The sequence below is a fragment of the Myceligenerans salitolerans genome (assembly GCF_017349295.1).
Classification (GTDB): Bacteria; Actinomycetota; Actinomycetes; order Actinomycetales; family Cellulomonadaceae; genus Myceligenerans; species Myceligenerans salitolerans.
This window is the reverse complement of sequence record NZ_JAFMPK010000047.1, coordinates 90,279-109,851: the sequence shown is the minus strand read 5'-3', so window position 1 is coordinate 109,851 and position 19,573 is coordinate 90,279. Positions and strand designations below refer to the sequence as shown.

The following is a 19,573-nucleotide window of genomic DNA, read 5'->3' as shown; positions in this document are numbered from 1 at the left end:
CTCCTGCCCGCGGTGCACCGAGGATCAGTCGTTGACGCGTCCCAGGTAGTCGCGCGTGCGGGTGTCGACCTTGACCTTCGTGCCCTGCTCCAGGAAGAGGGGAACCTGGATCTCCGCACCGGTCTGCAGCGTCGCCGGCTTCGTGCCGCCGGTGGACCGGTCACCCTGCAGGCCCGGCTCCGTGTAGGTGATCTCCATCGTCACCGACTGCGGCAGCTCGAGGTACAGCGGCTGGCCGTCGTTCGTGGCGACCATCACCTGCATACCCTCGATCATGAAGTCCTTCGCGTCACCCACCGTCGCCGGGCTGATCGTGATCTGGTCGTACGTGTCGTTGTCCATGAACACGTAGTCCGTACCGTCCATGTACAGGTACTGGTAGTCGCGACGGTCCACGTTCGCGGTCTCGACCTTGATACCCGCGTTGAACGTCTTGTCCACGACCTTGCCGGACAGCACGTTCTTCATCTTGGTACGGACGAACGCGCCACCCTTGCCCGGCTTGACGTGCTGGAACTCGAGGATCGTCCAGAGCTGACCGTCGATGCGGAGCACGGTGCCGTTCTTGATGTCGTTCGAGGTTGCCACGTTCGTCTTCCTGTAGTTCGGATGATGTGCCGGGCACGACGACGCACGGCGTGACCGGGGAGGTTCGGGAGTAGCGCCTCAGTCTAACGGGGACGGCGCGGCCCGCTCACATCGGCGCGGCGCGTACGACGATGCCGATCGCCGCCGATACGACCATCAGCACGACCGACGCCGGATAGTAGATGAGGGCTCTGCGGATGTGAGCATGCTTCTGCGCCGAGATGTCTGCCAGGTTCTTGACCTGGACCCAGGCTTCACGGCGGTCGCCAGCCGCGCCGGTAGCCGCCAGCTCGTCGACGGACGCGCCCACGATGTCCGGGAGTGAGTAGCGGGAGAACTCTCGTTTCTTCATCCGGGGTCGCAGCGACAGGACGAGGTGCAGGCCGGCAGCACCGCAGAGCACGATCGCGACGAGTCCGAGGAAGGCGGCGACCACGGCGAGCCAGGAACCGGGCACGATCGCCTGCTCGAACGGGATCGCGGGAGTCCCGACGCCAAAGGTCAGAGCGATCGCCGCGACCAGGACGCTGGTCTTGACGTCAGCGTTCGTGATGGTCAGCTGCAGCATCGACTGGACGAACTGCGCATCGGAACTCACCGCCCCCTCGGCAGGCCGGCGCTGACCGGGCCGGCCCGTCAGCCGGCGCGCGTCGCGCTGCACGCGGCCTGCACCCCACCAGCTCACCCGTTTCCCTCCCTGCTCCCCGTTCACCGGCCAGCGCATGGCCGGAGGCTTCCGGCGTGACGACTGCGAGGCGTGGCGACCGACCGCCCCGGGCCGTGCCCCGAGGATCCTATTCGGACCGATCACGGTCGCACGACTAGCTCCGACATCGCCTCTTCACCTGTACTGTTGCGGATACGCAACAGTCAGCTCAGCGCTTAAGTCTCGACGTCTTCAGAGGACGGCCCTCGACCATGTTCACGCTCATCGGTGACCTCATCGGATCTCGTGAGGTCCCTGACCGTGCGGCGGTCCAGCGAAGGATCGGCGAGGTCCTCGGCCGGGTGAACGACACCATCGACACGGCTCAGCTCATGGAGCCGACGGTCGGCGACGAGGTCCAGGGCGGGTTCCGCACGATCGGTGACGCCACGCTGGCGACACTTCTCGTCCGGCTCCAGCTGGCACCGGAGGTCGACATGCGTTTCGGACTCGGATACGGCGACGTCACCGTCCACGACGACGATCGACGCCCGCTGCTGCAGGACGGTCCGGGGTGGTGGGCGGCGCGCGAAGCCATCGACAAGCTCAAGGGCAAGCACGGGACCTGCTACGTGGGCCCCGACGACGACGAGAACGCACCCCACCCCTCGTTCGTCAACGCGTTCCTGCTCGCCCGGGACGCACTCGTCGCGACACTCAACGACCGCCAGCACCGCATGCTCCTCCTGGCGTTGCGGGGCGAGTCGCAACGGGCGATCGCGGAGGTCGAGGGCATCACCGAGTCGGCGGTGAGTCAGGCCTTCGCCCGTGGCGTCCGGGCGGCACACGACGCGCAGGTCACCTTCGGAGAGGCAGGATGATGGCAGTACTGGGAGCATTCCTGGGCGCACTTGGCGTGAGCGACCTGCTCCGCGCGTCCGACGACGACACCTCGGCACGGCGACGGATCACCGTCCTCGCCGTCGGGCTCGTCGTCCTCGCGCTCCTTCTAGCGGCCGGGGGAACGACGGGTCTGGACTGGCTCCTGACCATCCCGCTCGCGCTCGCACTGACCGCCTGGACGCTCGGGTCGGCTGACGCCCTCGCGACCAGGACACGCCGGAGCTCGCGCCTCGTGGCCTTCACGGGCCTGGGTTTCGGCGTCGCCATCAGTCTCCTGCTGGCGGATGGCAACGACGGGCAATGGCCCGCGGTGTTCTCCGGTCCGCTGACCGCCATCCCGTACAACCGCGCCGTTCTGGTCCTCGGCGTCGCCCTGGCGCAGCTGGCCACGGCAAATGTCATCGTCCGCCTCACCCTTGAGACCGTCGGCGTGCCGACGACACCCGGGGAGCAACGGCTCAAGAGCGGCCGGGTACTGGGATCCATGGAGCGTCTGTTCATCCTCGGACTCGGCATGACCGGAGCATTCACCGCAGCGGCCGCCGTCGTCGCCGCGAAGGGTTTGCTGCGCTACCCCGACGTCAAGGCCGACCACAAATCGGCGGCCACCGGGGTCCGGCCGAACCCGGTCTCGGAGTACTTCCTCATCGGAAGCTTCGCGAGCTGGCTGGTAGCAGTCGCCGGGTTGGCCGTCGTCGGGCTCGACAGCGCGGCCGCAGGCATCGGCATGCCTTGAGCCGCACTTTCGCTTAGTGCTTAAGTGGAGCAGAATTCAGTCGTGAGCTTTACCCTGCTGCCTCGGACACCCGTGACGCCACCGCCCTGAGGGCGAGGTGGTAGCTCTCGAAGCCGAAACCTGCGATCGTCCCCGTGGCCACCCCCGCGACCACCGAGAGATGGCGGAACGACTCGCGGGTCGCCGGGTTCGACAGGTGAACCTCCACCAGGGTGAGACCTGACCCGGTCACCTGAGCCGCCGCGTCCCGCATGCCGTAGCTGTAGTGCGTGAACGCCGCCGGATTGAGGACGACGTGCGCGCGCCCGTCCACGGCCTCGTGCAGCCAGCCCAGGAGCGTCCCTTCGTCGTCGGTCTGCCGGACCTCGACGTCGAGACCGAGCTCGCTCGCCCACTTCCCCGCGGCCGCCTCGAGATCGGCCGGCGTGGCATGTCCGTAGATCTCGGGCTCACGGACACCGAGCCGGCCGAGATTGGGTCCGTTGAGGATGAGCACTCGTGTCATGGACATGAGGTTAGGTGACCGCACGGGTGGGTGGTGTGGGAGTTCCTAGCTTGGCACACTTTTTTGCCCGGAGGGCACGCCGTCGGTGGTTCGCGCTCGCCCCGGGCGGACGGGGCGAACTCGTCCGTCCCGGACAATGGTCCCGTGACCTATCGCGTGATGACCGTCTGCACCGGCAACATCTGCCGCTCCCCCATGGCCGAGATCGTGCTCCGGGACAGGTTCGAGGCCGCCGGCCTCGACGTCGTCGTCGACTCGACCGGGGTGAGCGACGAGGAGCGCGGCAACCCGATCGACCACCGTGCCCGCGCCGCCCTCGTCGCTCGCGGCTATCCCGCCGGGGAGGGCCACGTCGCACGGCAGGCCACCGGGCCCGACGTCGGCTCCCGGGACCTCGTGCTCGCCATGACCGGTGAGCACGCACGCCGCCTGCGCGCCCTTCGCCCGGACGTCGACGTGCGGCTCTACCGGTCGTTCGACCCCGCGGCCGCCACCCTCCCGTCCCGGATGCTCGACATCGCCGACCCCTGGTACGGCGGGCCCGCGGACTTCGAGGAGTGTCTCGACCAGATCGAGGCCGCCGCCGACGGCATCGTCCTGCACGTGCGCACCGGCATCGCGGCCTGACTCAGCGGGAGGCGCCAGCGGCAGTACGCCCGGTGCCGTCGTCGTCCTCGACACCGTCCACCAGCAGCCTGCACGGACCGGTACCCGTGTCCGCGAGCTCGTCGTGCGGGTTGTTCAGGGCGCAGGTCCGGAGCGACAGACAGCCACAGCCGATGCAGTCGGTGAGAGTGTCCCGCAGCCGCTCCAGCTGCTCGATCCGCGCATCGAGGTCCTCGCGCCACGCGCGCGACAGCCGCGCCCAGTCCGTCCGGCTGGGCGCGCGGTCCTCGGGCAGCGTGGCGAGCGCCGCACCGATCCGCACGAGCGGGATGCCCACCCGCCGCGACGTGCGGATGAACGCCACGCGGCGCAGCACGTCCCGGCGGTAGCGCCGCTGGTTGCCGCGGGTGCGCCGGCTCGTGATCAGACCCTGGCGCTCGTAGAAGTGCAGGGCGGAGACGGCGACGCCCGAACGCCGGGCCACCTCCCCCACCGTGAGTTCCGTGCGGTCCGGCGGAGGTCCGGCCGCTGCCGAGGACTCCCCGTCGGTCACGGCCCGTCACCTTCGCCGCTTGGCACACTTTTTTTGGTCGGAGCGGTCGAGTCCTCCGGCGACGTGCCCGAGAGCTCGTCGCTCCCCCGCTCGCGACCGCTCAGCAGCTCCTTGCCCTCGAAGGGCGTGACGCACGACGACGTCGACGGCGACGTCGCGCTCGCCACCAGCTCGTCGCCCACGGAGATGCTGCAGGTGATCTCCCCCTCCGCGCCGCTCCCCGTGGCGCCGACCGCGAGGACGCGCTCGTCGACCGGGATCCTGCCGCGCCACGGCGTCTCGACGAGGAAGCCGTCCTCGTTCCCCACCTGGACCGTGTCCACGCCCGGCGCACCACCGGGCTCGGACGGACGCGGGCTCGGCACCACGGCCTCGCCCTCCCGCACCACCGTCGCGGCATACCCGACCAGGACCTGCTCCCCCGGTGTCGCGGTCGTGATGACGATCTCCACGAAGTGGTCGGGCCGCGGATCGGCCGCGATCCGCTCCCCCTCGATCGTGTACCAGCCGTCGGGCGCGACGCTCGTCCCGGGCGGGTTCGCGAGACGGTCGTACAACGTCCACACGCCCACGGGCAGCAGCAGACCCGCGAGCGCCGCGGTGACGACCTTGAGGGTGGCGCTCCGGGTGGTGCGGGGCCGTGCGGGCCGGGTGCGGGTGCCGGGTTCGGCGAGCGGGGTGAGTTCTTCGGTCTCCTCGGCGTCGCTGCGCGCCTCCAGTGCTCGGACGGCTTTGGCGCGTGCGGCGATCATGGTGTTGAGCGCGGGGGTGGTCTGCCAGGTGACGGGTCGGGTGGTGCGGTGGGTGAGGCGTTGGACGATCTGTTGGGGGGTGGGGCGGGTGGTGGGGTCCTTGGCGAGGCAGTCGTGGACGAGGAGCCGCAGTTCCGGGGGGATGCCGTCGAGGTCGGGTTCGGTGTGGACGACGCGGTAGGCGACGGATTCGGCGGGGCCGCTGCCGAAGGGTGAGGTTCCGGTGGCGGCGTAGGCGAGGAGGCAGCCGAGGGAGAAGATGTCGGAGGCGGGGCCTGCCTCGTGTCCGCGTACCTGTTCGGGCGACATGTAGGAGGCGGTGCCGAGGACCTGGCTGACGGAGGTCAGTGCGGTGGCTTCGAGGGCGCGGGCGATGCCGAAGTCGATGATGCGGGGGCCGCCGGTGGTGAGGAGGACGTTCCCGGGTTTGAGGTCGCGGTGGACGAGTCCGGCGCCGTGGATGGTGGTGAGGCCTTCGGCGAGTCCGAGGCCGAGTGCGCGGAGGGTGGTGAGGTCGAGGGGTCCGGTTTCGCCGATCGTCTCGCGTAGTGAGGGGCCGAGGACGAAGGTGGTGGCCATCCAGGGTTGGCGGGCGTGGGGGTCGGCGTAGACGAGGCTCGCGGTGTGGCTGCCGGAGACGCGGCGGGCGGCGTCGACCTCGCGGGCGAAGCGTTCGCGGAATTCTTGTTCGCCGGTGAGGTCGAGGCGGACGACCTTGACGGCGACCTTCTCGCCTTCGGGGGTGCGTCCGAGGTAGACGGTTCCCATGCCGCCGGAGCCGAGGATGCCGAGGAGCCGGTACGGTCCGAGGTGGCGTGGGTCCTCGGGGCGTAGTGGCACGGCTGCGCCGGTGGCTCCGGGCGTACCGGGGCTCGTCTCGATCGACACGCTGTGATCCCCCCTCACAGGTCTCATCGGTCGTTCATCGGTCGTTGTGTCGCCGGCACGCGGGTGGTGGGTGGTGCTGGTGCGTGGCGGGGCGGGCCCGGCCGTCGTGCGCGGTTGATGCTACTGGGGTCGCTTGCAGGAGGGCGAATCCGTGGGGTGTTGGCGAGGAGGGGGTGGCGGGATGTCGGGCGTGGTCAGGGGGTGGTGCGTGAGGGCTGTCGGACGAGGGCGAGCATGAGGAGGCCGACGAGGACGACGAGCAGGACGGCGAGGGTGCCCCAGATGATGGCGCCGGTGAGGTGGATGACGAGTCCCCACAGGAGCGGGGTGAGGAAGGACGCGGCGCGGCCTGTGGTGGCGTACAGGCCGAAGACCTCGGATTCGCGGCCGGCGGGGGTGAGACGTGCCAGGAAGGATCTCGAGGAGGCTTGTGCGGGGCCGACGAAGAGGCAGAGGAAGAGGCCGGCTGCCCAGAAGACGGTGGCTCCGAGGGGGTGGAGGGCGACGATGGCGAGGCCGGAGAGCACCATGCCGACGAGGGAGACGACGACGACGGCGCGGCTGCCGAAGCGGTCGTCGAGGAAGCCGGCGACGAAGGCGGCGGCGCCGGCGACGAAGAGTGCGGCGAGGCCGAAGGCCTGGACGGAGGCTTCGGGGAAGTGGAAGGCCTGGGCGGCGATGATGGCGCCGTAGGTGAAGACTCCGGTGAGTCCGTCGCGGTAGATCGCGGAGGCGACGAGGAACCAGAAGGTGGGTCGTGCGTCGCGCCAGAGGCCGGCGATGTCCTTGGCGACGACGGCGTAGCTGCGGAGGAAGCCGGCGGGGGCGCGGCCGGCGGCGGGCGGGGTCTCGGGGACGTGGAGGAAGAGCGGGAGGGTGAAGATCACGGTCCAGACGGCGCAGAACACGGCGATGACGCGGTAGCCGAGCCCGTTGTCGGTGGGCATGCCCCAGAAGTCGACGGTGTTGGCGACGACGACCGCGCCGAGGGCGACGATGCCTCCGACGTAGCCCATGGCCCACCCGAGGCCGGAGACCTTGCCGACGGTGCGTGGTGTGGAGACGCTGACGAGCATGGCGTTGTAGTTGACGCCTGCGACGTCCTGGACGACCTGCATGAGGCCGATCAGGATGGCGCCGAGCCAGAAGTAGGTGGGGTCGGCGTAGACGAAGAACAGCCCGAACTGCAGGAGGACGAGCGCGAGAGTGGTGCCGGCGAGCCATTTCTTGCGCCGGCCGGTGACGTCGGCGCGTTGTCCGATGACGGGTGCGAGGAGGAGGACGGCGATGCCGGCGACGAAGCCGGCGTAGCCGTAGTTCGCGGCGAGTTCGGCGAGCGCGCGGGCGTGGTCGGGGTGGTCGGGTCCCAGTTCAGCCAGGGCGGGGTCGATGAAGTCGGCGCCGGTGAGGTAGGAGGCGGCGAAGACGAAGGTGATCAGTACCGTGTTCAGCGGTTGGGTGCCCCAGTCCCACAGCGCCCAGGCCAGGACGCGCTTGCGTGGTATGTCGGCGTCGGCCTGAAGGTCGAGCCCCGTCGCGGGGGCGGTGTTCTCGCTCATGGGACCGGACTCTCCTCGATGCGGGTGAACGAAAGGTAGCGCGGGCGGGAGGTGGCGGCGGCTCTCACGGTTCGTGTCGGGCGAGCGTGTGGGGTCCGATGTCGGCGAGGGTGGCGGCGCCGGCGAGGGCCATGGTGATGTCGAGCTCGGCCAGCACGTGCTGGGTGACGGCGTGGACGCCGTCGGCGCCGGCCAGGGCCAGGCCGTAGACCCAGGGGCGGCCGAGGAGGACGGCGTCGGCGCCGAGCGCGAGGGCGACGAAGGTGTCGGCGCCGGTGCGGATGCCGGAGTCGAAGAGGACGGGTGTGTGCGGCGTGTGGGCGCGGGCGGCGTGGGCGACGGCGGGGAGGGCGTCGAGGGAGGCGATGGCGTTGTCGATCTGTCGTCCGCCGTGGTTGGAGACGATGATGCCGGCGGCTCCGTGGTCGAGGGCCGCGGTGGCGTCCTCGGGCGTCTGGACGCCTTTGACGAGGATGGGCAGGTCGGTGAGGTCTCGGAGGCGGGCGAGGTCGGGCCAGGTGAGGGTGGGGTCGGAGAAGGTGTCGAGGAAGGTGTCGACGTGGGCGCGGGTGGCGTGGTGGCGGCGCAGGGAGGCGAGCGTGGCGAGGGCGCGGAGAGTGGGCCGGGGTGCGGGGGCGGGCGCGGGTGGCGCGGGCTGGGTGGCGCGGGTGGCGGCGAGCTGCTGGAACTCGGGGTCGGAGAGGTATTGGGCGAGCCCTTCGCCGCGGACGAAGGGCAGGCTGCCGAGGTCGAGGTCGCGGGTGCGCCAGCCGAGCGTGCTGGTGTCGGTGGTGAGGACGATCGCTTCGGCGCCGATGTCCTCGGCGCGGCGCACGAGGGAGCGGGTGAGCTCGGCGGAGCGGGGCCAGTAGAGCTGGTACCAGCGGGGGGTGTCGCCCAGGAGGGCGGCGGTGTCCTCCATGGGGGTGGAGGCCTGGGAGGAGATGATGACGGGCACCCCGGTGCGGGTGGCGGCGCGGGCGAGCTCGGGCTCGGCGCCCCGGGGCGTCCCGGCGGTGCCGCGCTTGTGCTGGACGGCGAGCTCGAGCGCGCCGATGGGGGCGTACAGCAGGGGTGCGGGCAGGGTGCGGCCGAGGAGGGTGGTGGTGAGGTCACGCCGGTGGGTGCCGGTGAGCTGGCGGGGCAGGATGCGGTGGCGGGTGAAGGCGGCCAGGTTGGCGGCGGCGGTGCGCTGGTCGCCGGCGCCGTCGGCGACGTACGCGCGGGCGCGCGTCGTCATCGTGGCGCGGGCCGCGGCTTCGAGCCGGTCGGGTGAGGTGGGTACGACGGGGCGGTGACCGTAGGCACCCGCGGTGTAGATGGCGGACTGCACTGTCCGGGAGATGGCGTTCATCGCTGCGAGGGTTCCTGCCTGCGGGTGGGGTCAGAGGGTCTCGGCCGGGGACTTCTCGTGCTGCCAGTGCCAGGCTTCGGGGACACGGCCGTTGGGTGCGGCCCACCGCGGGTGGAGCCAGCCGTGGGCGGGTGCGTTGGCCTGCATCCACTCGTGCTGGGGGGTGCCGAAGGTCTGGACGCCGCCGCCGAGATCGACCGCGAGGCCGAGGCCGTGGGTGGAGCAGCCGGGTGCGGCGGCGATGGGCGAGCTCGGGTCGTAGAGGCCCGTCTGGTCCTGGAGGCTGCGGTAGGCGGAGTTGATGGTGAGGTCGGTGCCGAAGTGGGCGCGGTAGGCGTCGTTCAGGGAGATGAGGGAGTCGAGGACGTCGGCGCGGACGCGGTACCCGGTGTCCCACGGGATGGGGGCGAGGCGCTGTTCGGGAATGCGGCCGCTGTCGGGCGTCCACAGCTGGTCGGGCGCCGGGCAGGTGGCGGCGTCCTGCGCGGCGACCATGGTGCCGGTGGTGGAGCCGAGTTCCGCACGACGTGCGGTGAGGTCGCCGACCGCCTGCTCGAGCTGGGTGAGCTCGGCGTCGGCCAGGCGGTCCTCACGGGTGCGGGTGTGGGTGACCTCGGCGGAGTCGAGGGCCGAGCGCAGCGCGGAGCGGGTCAGGTCGTCACCGTCGAGGGACGCCGTGACGGTGTAGACCTTCTCCGCGCGGTCCATGGTGTCCTCGAGCTGGTCGCGGCCCGTGGCGATGTCGGTCCTGGCGCGCTGCACCATGGAGGCCCACACACGGTCGGAGGCGGCGATGAGGTTCTCGGTGGCCTCGGTGGCCTGGCCGGGGAGCCGGTCGACGAACGCCGTCCCGTTGAGCACGTCGTCGGCCGCTGTCAGCCGTGCCTCCAGGGCCTCCCGTACGGCGGGGTCGGCCACGCGGCCCTCGGACTGCGCGAGAAGGGTCTCGGCGGACGCGGCCTGTCGCGCCAGGTCGCCGGACTCGCGTTCCAGGAACCAGTAGGCGGCACCGACGGTGACGGCCAGGAGGAAGGCGAGGACGGAGACGATGACGGTGTTGGTGCGGCCGCGGTGGCGCTTTCCGGGCTTCTTCGCGGGAGCCGGCTCCGGGAACGGGGAGGGCTCGGCGGCAGGGGGCGGGAAGGCCGTCTGGGTCACAGCGTCAGAACCTACGGCACGACTCGGTGACGTGGACAATCGCGGCGGGGTGATTTCGTGGCGGCGGCCTACGGTGGGGCCATGTCGCGCACACCCGCAGCCGTGCTGCTCCTCGTCACGCTCTCGCTGAGCTCCTGCGCCGGTCCCGACGCCGGCTCCACCCCGCCCGAGGCCACCGGGGCGGCGTCCGCGACCGCGAGCGCCGTGGCCCTGCCTCCGGCGGGCGGACGGTTCGACTACCAGCTGGGCGCCGCGTACGGGGTGGAGGCGGGGTTGGACGTGGTGGTGCGGGACGCGTCGGCGGATCCTGTGCGGGGTGCGTACTCGGTCTGCTATGTCAACGGGTTCCAGACGCAGCCGGGCGAGGAGGGTCTGTGGGCGGGTGAGAACGAGGAGCTGCTGCTGCGTGACGCGGACGGCCGGCTCGTGGTGGATCCGCACTGGCCGGACGAGTTCGTCCTGGACCCGTCGACGGCGTCGCGGCGGGAGCGGATCGTGGCGGTGGTGGGGCCGGTGATCGCCGGGTGTGCGGCGGACGGGTTCGACGCCGTGGAGATCGACAACCTCGACACGTGGACGCGGTTCGACGATCGTGCCACCGGTCTGGTGAAGCGGGCGGACGCGCTGGCGCTGGCGCGCGCGTACGTGGAGCTCGCGCATGCTGCCGGGCTCGCCGTCGGGCAGAAGAACGCGGCCGGGGCCGCGCGTGCCGGGCGCGACCTGGGGTTCGACTTCGCGGTGGTCGAGGAGTGCGGGGCGTATGCGGAGTGCGGGGCGTACCGCGAGGTGTACGGGGAGCGGGTGCTGCAGGTGGAGTACACGGACAACCTGCCGGTGTCGTTCGCGCGGCTGTGCGCGGACCCGGACCGTGCGCCGTCGACGGTCCTGCGGGACCGGGACCTGGTGGGTCCGGGGGATGCGGGGTACACGCGGGAGCAGTGCGACGTGCGGTAGGCGGAGGTCCCGGTAGGCGGAGGTCCCGGTGGGCGCCGGGCGCCGCGGCGCGCGGTGGGCGACGGGTCGGGCCGGCCTGGCCGGCTGACCGTCCGCCGGATCCCGGGCTACCATCCATCCGTGCCCGAACCTCTGCCGCCGTCGTCGCGGGTCCCGCTGCGCTGGCAGCCCGACACGCTGTTGGGCGAGCCGTTCGAGCAGAGCAAGCTCGGTCCCGCGACCCTGGTGCGTCACGTGCCGGCCGGGGCGGCGCTCGGGCCGCGGCCGCCCGCACCGGGTGGTGTCCTGCCGCCGCACGCCGCCGTCGTGCACGTGCACGGGTACAACGACTACTTCTTCCACGAGCACCTGGCGCGGGCCTTCACGCGCGCCGGTTACGCGTTCCACGCCGTCGACCTGCGTGCCGCGGGCCGTTCCCTGCGTGAGGGGCAGGTGCCCCACTATGTCGGCGACCTGCGCGAGCAGGCCGCCGACATCGACGAGGCCGTGCGTGCCGTGCGGGGGCTGCATCCGGGTCTGCCGGTCGTCGTGCACGCCCACTCCACCGGCGGGCTCACCGCGGCGCTGTGGGCGCACGCCCGCCGCGGCACGCTGCCCGACGGCTCCTACCAGGGTCCTGACCTGCTGGTGCTGAACAGTCCGTTCCTCGACCTGCCGGGCACGCTGTTCGAGCGCACGGTGGGCACCTGGATCCTGCGCATCGCCGCGCCCGCGAGCCCGCACCGGGTCGTGACCGAGGGGCGCAGCGAGTACGCCACGCATCTGCTGGCCGCGAACGGCGGCCGGTGGGAGTTCGACACGCGTCTCAAGAAGCCGCAGGGGCAGCCCGCCCTGGCCCTGTGGATGCGTGCCGTACGGCGGGTGCAGATGCAGGTGGCCCGGGGCCTGCGCATCTCGGCCCCTGTGCTCGTGGCGCGGTCCGACTCGTCCGGGCCGGACCGTGCCGACAACCCGCTGCTGGACGCGCAGGACACCGTGCTCGACGTCGACCAGATCGCCCGGCGCGCCCGCCGCCTGGGCGACGACGTCACCCAGCTCGTCGTCCCGGGTGCGGTGCACGACCTGTCGCTGTCGGCGGACGAGCCGCGCACCGAGTACCTGGGCAAGATGTTCGCGTGGCTGGAGGAACGGCTGTGACCGCGCGCCACGAGAGGGGTGACCGGCCGGCCGGGAGCGGCTACTTCGACGCCCCGCACGGTTTCGCCGCGCTCGCGCACCGGGGCTTCGCACGCCCGGGCGGGGTGGACGACGGGCTGGAGAACTCGCTCGCCGCGTTCGCCGCGGCGGTCGACCTCGGTTACTCCTACGTCGAGACCGACGCGCACGGCACGCGCGACGGCGTCGCGGTCGCGCTGCACGACGAGTCGCTGGACCGCACCACCGATTCCTCCGGGCTGGTCGCCGAGCTGCCGTGGAACACGGTCCGTGCCGCGCGCATCGGCGGCAGCGAGCCGGTCCCCCGGCTCGACGACCTGCTGGGCACGTGGCCCGCCCTGCGGGTGAACATCGACGTCAAGGCCGATTCGGGCGTGCTGCCCGTGGCCGAGGCCGTCGAGCGCACCCGCTCCCACGACCGTGTCTGCGTCACCTCGTTCTCCCCCGCGCGCCGCCGCGCGACGCTGGCGCACCTGTCACGCCCCGTGGCCACGTCGGCCGGGAGGGGGGAGGTCGCGCGTTTCCTCGCCGGGGCACGGACCGGTCTGGCACCGCTCGCGCGGCACGCCCTGCGTGACGTCGGAGCTCTTCAGGTCCCGGTGACCGAGCGGGTGCCGGTCGCCGGACGGCTCACGGTGGTCGACGCCGTCACCGTGCGTGCCGCCCACCGCGCGGGCAAGCAGGTGCACGTGTGGACGGTCGACGACGCCGCGGAGATGCGGCGCCTCATCGACCTCGGCGTGGACGGCCTGGTGACCGACCGCGCCGACGTGCTCAGGGACGTGCTGGTCGCCCGCGGGATGTGGGGCTGAGCGCGTCCCGGTCTCCGGCGCCGCCGGCCGTGCGGTGGCCGGCCCGTCGGCGTCGGCCGTGGTCAGCCGAGCGTCACCTGTGTCTCCCGGCCCGCCGGGGGCTCCTTCGACACCTCCGCGTAGGCGGCCGCCAGGATCGTCGGGTCCGGGCCCTCCAGGCGGACCGGCTTCGCGACGTCGTCCAGCACGACGAACCGCAGCAGGTCGCCGCGGGACTTCTTGTCCCGGCGCATCGCGCCGAGCAGTTCGTCCCACCGGTCGCCGCGGTACGACGTCGGCAGGCCGAGCGCGGTGAGGATGTCACGATGACGGTCGACGACGGCGTCGTCGAGCTTGCCGGCCAGCCGCGCCAGCTCGGCGGCGAACACCATCCCGACGGCCACGGCCGCGCCGTGCCGCCACTGGTAGCGTTCGGCCAGTTCGACGGCGTGGCCGAAGGTGTGGCCGTAGTTGAGGATCTCGCGCAGCCCGGACTCCTTGAGGTCCTCCCCCACGACCCGCGCCTTGACCCGCACGGAGCGGGTGACCAGCTCGGCGAGCACGTCCCAGGTGGCGGGCGCCGCGTCGCGGCCCTGCCAGCCCTTGAGGTCGGCGGCGTGGGCGGTCACGAGGCGCAGGATCTCCTCGTCGGCGATGAAGCCGGTCTTGACGACCTCGGCGAGGCCGGCCACCAGGTCCCAGCGGTCCAGGGACTCCAGGGCGGCCAGGTCGCACAGCACCCCGGCGGGCGGGTGGAAGGCGCCCACCAGGTTCTTGCCCTCGGCGGTGTTGATGCCGGTCTTGCCGCCCACGGCGGCGTCGACCATCGCGAGCAGCGTGGTGGGCAGGTGCACGACACGGATGCCGCGCAGCCACGTCGCCGCCACGAAGCCGGCCAGGTCCGTCGTCGCGCCGCCGCCGACCGACACGATCGCGTCGGAGCGCGTGAAGTCCGCCTGCCCGAGAACCTGCCAGCAGAAGGCGGCGACCTGCGCGGTCTTCTGCTCCTCGGCGTCGGGCAGCTCGACGGCGAACGCCTCGTAGCCCTGCTCCTTGAGGTCCTCACGCACCGCCTCGCCGGTGGCCTGCAGGGAGGCCGGGTGCATGACGAGGACCCGCCGCGCGTCGCGGCCGATCATCGTCGCGAGCTCACCGAGCAGGTGCCGCCCGATGACGACGTCGTACGGCCGTTCTCCCGCCACGGTGACACGGGTGGTGCTCACTGCTCGTCTCCCTGCTCGTTCGTGACGGCGCGTGCCGCGGGGGCCTTGCCGGCGGGGTGCTCGTCCCCGTCGTCCAGGTGCCTCGGATCGGCGAACTCCGCCACGGGGCGCAGGCCGAGCGCACCCGCGATCTCGGCCGCCGCCTCCTCGGCGGGACGTTCCGTGGAGTGGATGCGCAGGGTCGCGAGCCGTTCGTACGTGGGACGGCGCTCGTCCATGAGCGCCTGCCACCGCTGGCGCGGGTTGCCCAGCAGCAGCGGCCGCGCCTGGTTCATGCCGACACGCGGTGCCGCGACGGCGAGCGTCACGTCGAGGAAGACGACGTCGCCGCCCCGCGCCGCGTAGGAGGTCAGGGCCTGCGCCGTCGCGGCGTCCATGACGGCTCCCCCGCCCAGCGCCAGGATCCCGTCGTGCTCGGCGAGCGCCGCCGCGACGGCCTCGCGTTCCATGGCGCGGAAGGCGGGCTCGCCGTCGTCGACGAAGATGTCGGCGACGGGTTTGCCCGCGCGCTCCTCGATGTCGTGGTCGGTGTCGCGGACGCTCACGCCGAGGCCGTGGGCCAGCACGCGGCCGACCTTCGACTTGCCCGAGCCGGGCGGTCCGACCAGGACGACGAGCGGGCCGGAGGTGTCCGGAGGCGGGCCGGTGGGCGCCGCCGGGGCCGCGGCGTGGATGCCGGGTGCGCCGGTCGCGCCGGTCGCGCCGGCCGTCGTGCCGGGGTTCGCGTCGTGGCTCATCGCAGCGTCTCCGGGATCGCGGCGAGGTACGCCTCGGCGTTGCGCCGGGTCTCGGGGAGCGAGTCCCCGCCGAACTTCTCGATCGCGGCCTCGGCGAGCACCAGCGCCACCATCGCCTCGGCGACCACGGCCGCCGGCGGCACGGCACACACGTCCGAGCGCTGGTGGTGAGCGGTCACGGCCTCACCGGTGGCGACGTCCACCGTCGGCAGGGCACGCGGCACGGTGGAGATCGGCTTCATCGCGGCGCGCACCCGCACCGCCTCGCCGTTGGACATGCCGCCCTCGATGCCGCCGGCGCGGTTGGTGCCGCGCGACAGCCGGGCCCCGTCCTCCCCGGCCCCGGAACCCGGCAGGATCGCGTCGTGCGCCGCCGTGCCACGGCGGCGGGCGGTGCGGAAGCCGTCACCGACCTCGACCCCCTTGATCGCCTGGATACCCATGAGGGCGGCGGCCAGCCGTGCGTCGAGGCGGCGGTCACCCTGGACGTAGGTGCCGAGCCCCGACGGGACGCCGTGGGCGACGACCTCCACGACGCCGCCGAGCGTGTCGCCGTCGGCCTTGGCCAGATCGATCTCCTCGACCATCAGCTTCGACGTGGCGGGGTGGTGGCAGCGCACGGGGTCGGCGTCGAGCGCGGCGACGTCGTCGGGACCGGGCACGGGCGCGTCGTCGGGCACCTCGACGGGGCCGATCGCCACGACGTGGGAGACGAGCCGCACGCCCAGTGCCTGCTCCAGGAACTTCGCGGCGGCCGTTCCCAGGGCGACACGCATCGCGGTCTCGCGGGCGCTGGCCCGCTCCAGGACGGGCCGGGCGTCGTCGAACCCGTACTTGCGCATGCCGACCAGGTCGGCGTGGCCGGGCCGCGGGCGGGTGAGGGGCCGGTTGCGGGCGATCTCACGCTCGTCACCGGTTCCGGCGTCCTTGAGGAGCGCCTCGCGCGGCACGGGGTCGGCGGCCATGACCTCGGTCCATTTGGGCCACTCGCTGTTGCCGATCTCGATGGCCAGCGGCCCACCCTGCGTGACTCCGTGCCGCAGGCCGCCGAGCACGCGCAGCTCGTCCTGCTCGAACTTCTGCCGTGAGCCGCGCCCGTAGCCGAGACGGCGCCGGGCGAGCGCCGCCCGGATGTCGTCGGTGGTGAGAGCGACGCCTGCCGGCAGCCCCTCCATCACCCCCACCAGGGCAGGACCGTGTGACTCTCCCGAGGTCAACCAGCGAAGCATGCGGCAATCCTTACACGTCGAGCGCAGCCGCGAGCGCCGCGTCCATCGCGGCGAGCACGTCGCCGACCGGGCCGGTGCGGCCGGTCATGAGGCGCACCTGGGCGACGGCCTGGTGCAGCAGCATGCGTTCGCCGCTCACGGCGACGCCGCCGGCGCCGGCCCAGGCGGTGTGCAGTGCGGTGGGGCGGGGATCGTAGGCCACGTCGAGCAGTACGCCGCGGGGTGGGGCGGGGCGTGCGTCGTCCGGCGTTCCGGCGGCACCGGGGAGAGCGGCACCGGGAAGGGCGTCGTGCGACGGGGCGTCGTCTCCCGTGAGTCGGCCGACGGCGGCGGCCAGCGGGTCCGCCGCGCGCGGCGGGAGGGTGGAGACGACGACGTCGGCCGCGGCCAGTTCCCGGAGGACGTGGCCGTCGGTGCCGGTGAGGTCCGCCTCGACGAGTTCGGGCGTGACGCCCATGCGGGCGATCGCGGCGCGCAGCTCCCCGGCCCGGTCCAGGGAGCGGACCAGGACGCGGGCGGACGTGCAGCCCAGCTCGGCCAGGGCGGCGAGCGTGGACGCGGCGGTCGCTCCCCCGCCGAGGACGAGGGCGTGCGTGACCTCGGACCCGGTGGCGGCGGAGTGCCCGGAGGCGGGTGCGGGCGCGCTGACACCGGTGCCGTCGTCGGGGCCGGCCGTCGTGGCAGCCGCCGGGCCGGTGCCCGCCCCCGTTGCCGGCCGCGACGCGAGTAGTCCTTCGCGCAGCGCCTGCACGAGCCCGTACACGTCGGTGTTGGTGCCGGTCAGCGTCACCCCGCCGGAGGTGGCACCCGGCGGGCCGGCGGGCGCGACGAGGACGGTGTTCACCGCGCCGACGGCGGCGGCCAGCGGCTCGACGTGGTCGACCAGTGCCAGGGCGCGGTGCTTGAGCGGCATGGTCAGGGACAGGCCCGCCCAACCGCGGTCGACACCGGCCAGGAACGTCTCGAGCTCGTGCTCGTCCACGTCGTGGCGGCCGTACTCCCAGTCGTCGAGGCCGAGCGCGCGGTAGGCGGCGGTGTGCAGGGCCGGGGACAGCGAGTGGGCGACGGGGTGCCCGAGGACGGCAGCCCTCACGTCCACGCCTCGCCGGTAAGGGTCTCGTAGATCTCCACGTAGCGGGCGCGGGTCTCGGCCACGACGTCGGCGGGGATCTCGGGGCCCGGGTCGGTGCGGTCCCAGTCGGTGAGCGTGGCGGACCAGTCGCGCACGTACTGCTTGTCGTAGGACCACTGGGGACGGCCGGGCTCGTACTCGGACGCTTTCCAGAAGCGCGAGGAGTCCGGCGTGAGCACCTCGTCGGCCAGGGTGAGGACGCCGTCCGCGTCCAGCCCGAACTCGAGCTTGGTGTCGGCGATGAGGACGCCGCGCTCCCGGGCGATCTCGGCGCCGCGGGCGTAGATGTCCAGGGTCAGGTCGCGCAGCCGCTCGGCCGTGGCCGTGCCGACCTGGTCGGCGACCGTCTCGAAGGGGATGTACTCGTCGTGTCCCTCGTCCGCCTTGGTCGACGGCGTGAACACGGGCCGGGGCAGCCGGTCGGCCTCGACGAGCCCGGGCGGGAGCGCGACACCCGAGACGGAGCCCGACTCCTGGTAGGAGCGCAGACCGAGGCCGGCCAGGTATCCGCGCGCGATGCACTCGACCGGCAGGATGTCGAGCCTGCGGCAGCGGATGGCCCGCCCCTTCCACTCGCCGGGCACGTCCTCGCTGAGGACGTGGTTGGGCACGAGGTCGGCGAACTGCCGGAACCACCACAGGGACAGCTGGGTGAGGATCGCGCCCTTGTCCGGGACCGGTGTCGGCAGCACGACGTCGTACACCGACACCCGGTCGGAGGCGACCAGGATCACGTCCTGTCCGTCCGCGTACACCTCACGTACCTTGCCCTGGCGAATCAGTTCCACGGCGGAAAGGCTACGTCACGCGGGCTCGCCGCTCCGCTCCGAACCGGCTGGCGGACCACCCGCCGGCCGGCCGTCACTCGTGCCAGTCCGGGTTGTCGGCCTCCCACTGCCGCAGCTCGGCGACCAGGGCCTCGAACTCCTCGTTGCTGGTGGCGAACTTCGTCTCGCCGGTCTCGTGGTTCACCGTCACCCAGTACATCTCCGTGCCGTCGGCAGGGTTCAGCGCGGCGTCGATGGACGCCCTGCCCGGGTTGGAGATCGGGGTGGGCGGCAGGCCCTTGTGGATGCGCAGGTTGTACTCGTTGGACGCGTCGTCGAGCTCCGCCCGCGTCAGGGCGCCGCTGGTGCGTCCCGTTCCGTACAGGACGGCGGCGTCGATGCCCAGTGTCCAGTCCTGGTCGAGGCGGCGCTGGATGACCCCCGACATCCGGGGCCGGTCCTCGGGACGTGCCGCCTCGCGCTCGATGAGCGACGCGCGGATGAGGACGTCCTCCCAGCGTTCCTGCGGCGCGCCCGCGTCCTCGAGCTGGGAGACCGTCATCTCCACCATCATCCGCACGACGTCGGCCGGCGGGGTGCGCTCCGGGTCGACGTCGTACGTCTGCGGGAACAGCCAGCCCTCCGGATTGCCGCCCGCCTGCTGCGGCAGGTGCTGCCCGATGTTCTCGAACGCCTGGTTCGTCTTCTTCTCCGGCCAGCCCGTCGCGATCATCCGCTCGCGGATCTGCGCCACCGTGAGGCCTTCGGGCACGGTCAGCCCGCCCCGGTCGACGTCGTTCTCCGCGAGCATGGCGACCGCGTCGGCAGCCGGCATGCGCGTCAGGACGGTGTGGGTGCCGGGCTGGATGCCGGGTGCGGCGGGGTTCTGGTCGAACGCCCGCTTGAAGGCGCCGTAGGAGGCGACGACGTCGTGCTGCACGAGCACCTCGCCGATGACCGCGCCGTTGGCACCCTCCGGGATGTCGACCTGGATCTCCTCGCCACCCGGGCCGTCGTAGTCCTCGGCGGCGAGAGGCGTCTCGATGCCGAAGAGGTAACCGTCGTTCCGCCACGTCCACGCGCCCAGCCCGGCGACGAGGACCAGGACCGCCACGACGACGACGCCCAGCACGCGCCGGCCACCGCGGGAACGGCGGCGGTCCCCCCGGCTCGCGCGGCCCGTGCCCCGGGTACCCCGGTGGCGGTTGCCCTTCCCTGCCCAGTGGCGTGGCGGTCCTTGGTTCGACACGTCGGCCATCGGCGCGCGGTTCACCCGTCTCTCGTGCTCGTCTGCCTCGCCGCGACACGGGTCCGTGCCACGGCGAGACGGTTATATC

At 72.5% G+C, this 19,573-nt stretch carries 20 protein-coding genes; 6 read left to right on the top strand and 14 right to left on the bottom strand.

The window, feature by feature from the left end; translation table 11 throughout:
* Positions 1-24 precede the first annotated feature (24 nt).
* Positions 25-588 (bottom strand): elongation factor P, encoded by a 564-nt coding sequence (gene efp, locus J0911_RS14035; RefSeq protein ID WP_207276087.1) that lies wholly within the window; start codon positions 586-588, stop codon positions 25-27.
* A 106-nt stretch (positions 589-694) separates the two neighbouring features.
* A complete protein-coding gene (locus J0911_RS14030; protein ID WP_207276086.1) occupies positions 695-1,273 on the bottom strand; it encodes a Pycsar system effector family protein in 579 nt (192 codons plus the stop codon).
* Between the two features lie 233 nt (positions 1,274-1,506).
* On the opposite strand from J0911_RS14030, the gene J0911_RS14025 reads away from it, so the two are divergent.
* Together J0911_RS14025 and J0911_RS14020 are read left to right on the top strand one after the other, a co-directional pair.
* A complete protein-coding gene (locus J0911_RS14025; RefSeq protein WP_207276085.1) occupies positions 1,507-2,115 on the top strand; it encodes a SatD family protein in 609 nt (202 codons plus the stop codon).
* Complete coding sequence (locus tag J0911_RS14020) at positions 2,112-2,873, top strand: hypothetical protein (protein WP_207276084.1); 762 nt, start codon at positions 2,112-2,114, stop codon at positions 2,871-2,873. The genes J0911_RS14025 and J0911_RS14020 overlap by 4 nt, the downstream gene beginning before the upstream one ends.
* A 49-nt stretch (positions 2,874-2,922) precedes the next feature.
* Here the strand turns inward: J0911_RS14020 and J0911_RS14015 are convergent, their stop codons facing one another.
* Entirely contained in the window at positions 2,923-3,378 is a 456-nt protein-coding gene (locus J0911_RS14015; RefSeq protein WP_207276083.1) for a type II 3-dehydroquinate dehydratase, read from the bottom strand.
* Between the two features lie 144 nt (positions 3,379-3,522).
* On the opposite strand from J0911_RS14015, the gene J0911_RS14010 reads away from it, so the two are divergent.
* Entirely contained in the window at positions 3,523-4,005 is a 483-nt protein-coding gene (locus J0911_RS14010) for a low molecular weight protein-tyrosine-phosphatase (RefSeq protein WP_307865090.1), read from the top strand.
* Position 4,006: 1 nt separating this feature from the next.
* Here J0911_RS14010 and soxR read toward each other — a convergent pair whose 3' ends face one another.
* From soxR to J0911_RS21170, 5 genes are all read right to left on the bottom strand, one after another.
* A complete protein-coding gene (gene soxR / locus J0911_RS14005) occupies positions 4,007-4,537 on the bottom strand; it encodes a redox-sensitive transcriptional activator SoxR (protein WP_207276082.1) in 531 nt (176 codons plus the stop codon).
* Complete coding sequence (locus J0911_RS14000) at positions 4,534-6,177, bottom strand: serine/threonine-protein kinase (RefSeq protein ID WP_207276081.1); 1,644 nt, start codon at positions 6,175-6,177, stop codon at positions 4,534-4,536. The genes soxR and J0911_RS14000 overlap by 4 nt, the downstream gene beginning before the upstream one ends.
* A 194-nt stretch (positions 6,178-6,371) precedes the next feature.
* On the bottom strand, positions 6,372-7,736 hold the full coding sequence (locus tag J0911_RS13995) for an MFS transporter (RefSeq protein ID WP_207276080.1): 1,365 nt from the start codon (positions 7,734-7,736) through the stop codon (positions 6,372-6,374).
* A gap of 64 nt (positions 7,737-7,800) precedes the next feature.
* Positions 7,801-9,090 (bottom strand): alpha-hydroxy-acid oxidizing protein, encoded by a 1,290-nt coding sequence (locus tag J0911_RS13990; RefSeq protein ID WP_207276079.1) that lies wholly within the window; start codon positions 9,088-9,090, stop codon positions 7,801-7,803.
* A gap of 30 nt (positions 9,091-9,120) precedes the next feature.
* Positions 9,121-10,248, bottom strand: a complete 1,128-nt coding sequence (locus J0911_RS21170; protein WP_207276078.1) for a M15 family metallopeptidase — start codon at positions 10,246-10,248, stop codon at positions 9,121-9,123.
* An 81-nt stretch (positions 10,249-10,329) separates the two neighbouring features.
* On the opposite strand from J0911_RS21170, the gene J0911_RS13980 reads away from it, so the two are divergent.
* The 3 genes from J0911_RS13980 (at position 10,330) to J0911_RS13970 (ending at position 13,169) form a co-directional block, all read left to right on the top strand.
* Positions 10,330-11,202 carry an endo alpha-1,4 polygalactosaminidase gene (locus tag J0911_RS13980; protein WP_207276077.1) on the top strand — a complete coding sequence of 291 codons (873 nt, stop codon included), beginning with the start codon at positions 10,330-10,332 and terminating at the stop codon, positions 11,200-11,202.
* A gap of 120 nt (positions 11,203-11,322) precedes the next feature.
* Complete coding sequence (locus J0911_RS13975; RefSeq protein WP_307865089.1) at positions 11,323-12,339, top strand: alpha/beta hydrolase; 1,017 nt, start codon at positions 11,323-11,325, stop codon at positions 12,337-12,339.
* Complete coding sequence (locus J0911_RS13970) at positions 12,336-13,169, top strand: glycerophosphodiester phosphodiesterase family protein (protein WP_207276076.1); 834 nt, start codon at positions 12,336-12,338, stop codon at positions 13,167-13,169. The genes J0911_RS13975 and J0911_RS13970 overlap by 4 nt, the downstream gene beginning before the upstream one ends.
* A 62-nt stretch (positions 13,170-13,231) precedes the next feature.
* Here the strand turns inward: J0911_RS13970 and aroB are convergent, their stop codons facing one another.
* The 6 genes from aroB to mltG form a co-directional block, all read right to left on the bottom strand.
* Positions 13,232-14,371: a 3-dehydroquinate synthase gene (gene aroB, locus J0911_RS13965; protein WP_207276075.1), complete on the bottom strand. Its 1,140-nt coding sequence runs from the start codon at positions 14,369-14,371 to the stop codon at positions 13,232-13,234.
* Positions 14,368-15,108 carry a shikimate kinase gene (locus J0911_RS13960; protein ID WP_207276074.1) on the bottom strand — a complete coding sequence of 247 codons (741 nt, stop codon included), beginning with the start codon at positions 15,106-15,108 and terminating at the stop codon, positions 14,368-14,370. The genes aroB and J0911_RS13960 overlap by 4 nt, the downstream gene beginning before the upstream one ends.
* Positions 15,105-16,337 carry a chorismate synthase gene (aroC, locus tag J0911_RS13955; RefSeq protein WP_207276073.1) on the bottom strand — a complete coding sequence of 411 codons (1,233 nt, stop codon included), beginning with the start codon at positions 16,335-16,337 and terminating at the stop codon, positions 15,105-15,107. Before aroC ends, J0911_RS13960 begins: the two co-directional genes overlap by 4 nt.
* A gap of 10 nt (positions 16,338-16,347) precedes the next feature.
* Positions 16,348-17,436, bottom strand: coding sequence for a shikimate dehydrogenase (locus J0911_RS13950; protein ID WP_207276072.1), 1,089 nt, complete (start codon positions 17,434-17,436; stop codon positions 16,348-16,350).
* Positions 17,427-18,257: a phosphoribosylaminoimidazolesuccinocarboxamide synthase gene (locus J0911_RS13945; RefSeq protein ID WP_207276071.1), complete on the bottom strand. Its 831-nt coding sequence runs from the start codon at positions 18,255-18,257 to the stop codon at positions 17,427-17,429. Before J0911_RS13945 ends, J0911_RS13950 begins: the two co-directional genes overlap by 10 nt.
* 73 nt (positions 18,258-18,330) lie before the next feature.
* Positions 18,331-19,509: an endolytic transglycosylase MltG gene (gene mltG, locus J0911_RS13940; RefSeq protein ID WP_207276070.1), complete on the bottom strand. Its 1,179-nt coding sequence runs from the start codon at positions 19,507-19,509 to the stop codon at positions 18,331-18,333.
* Positions 19,510-19,573 lie beyond the last annotated feature (64 nt).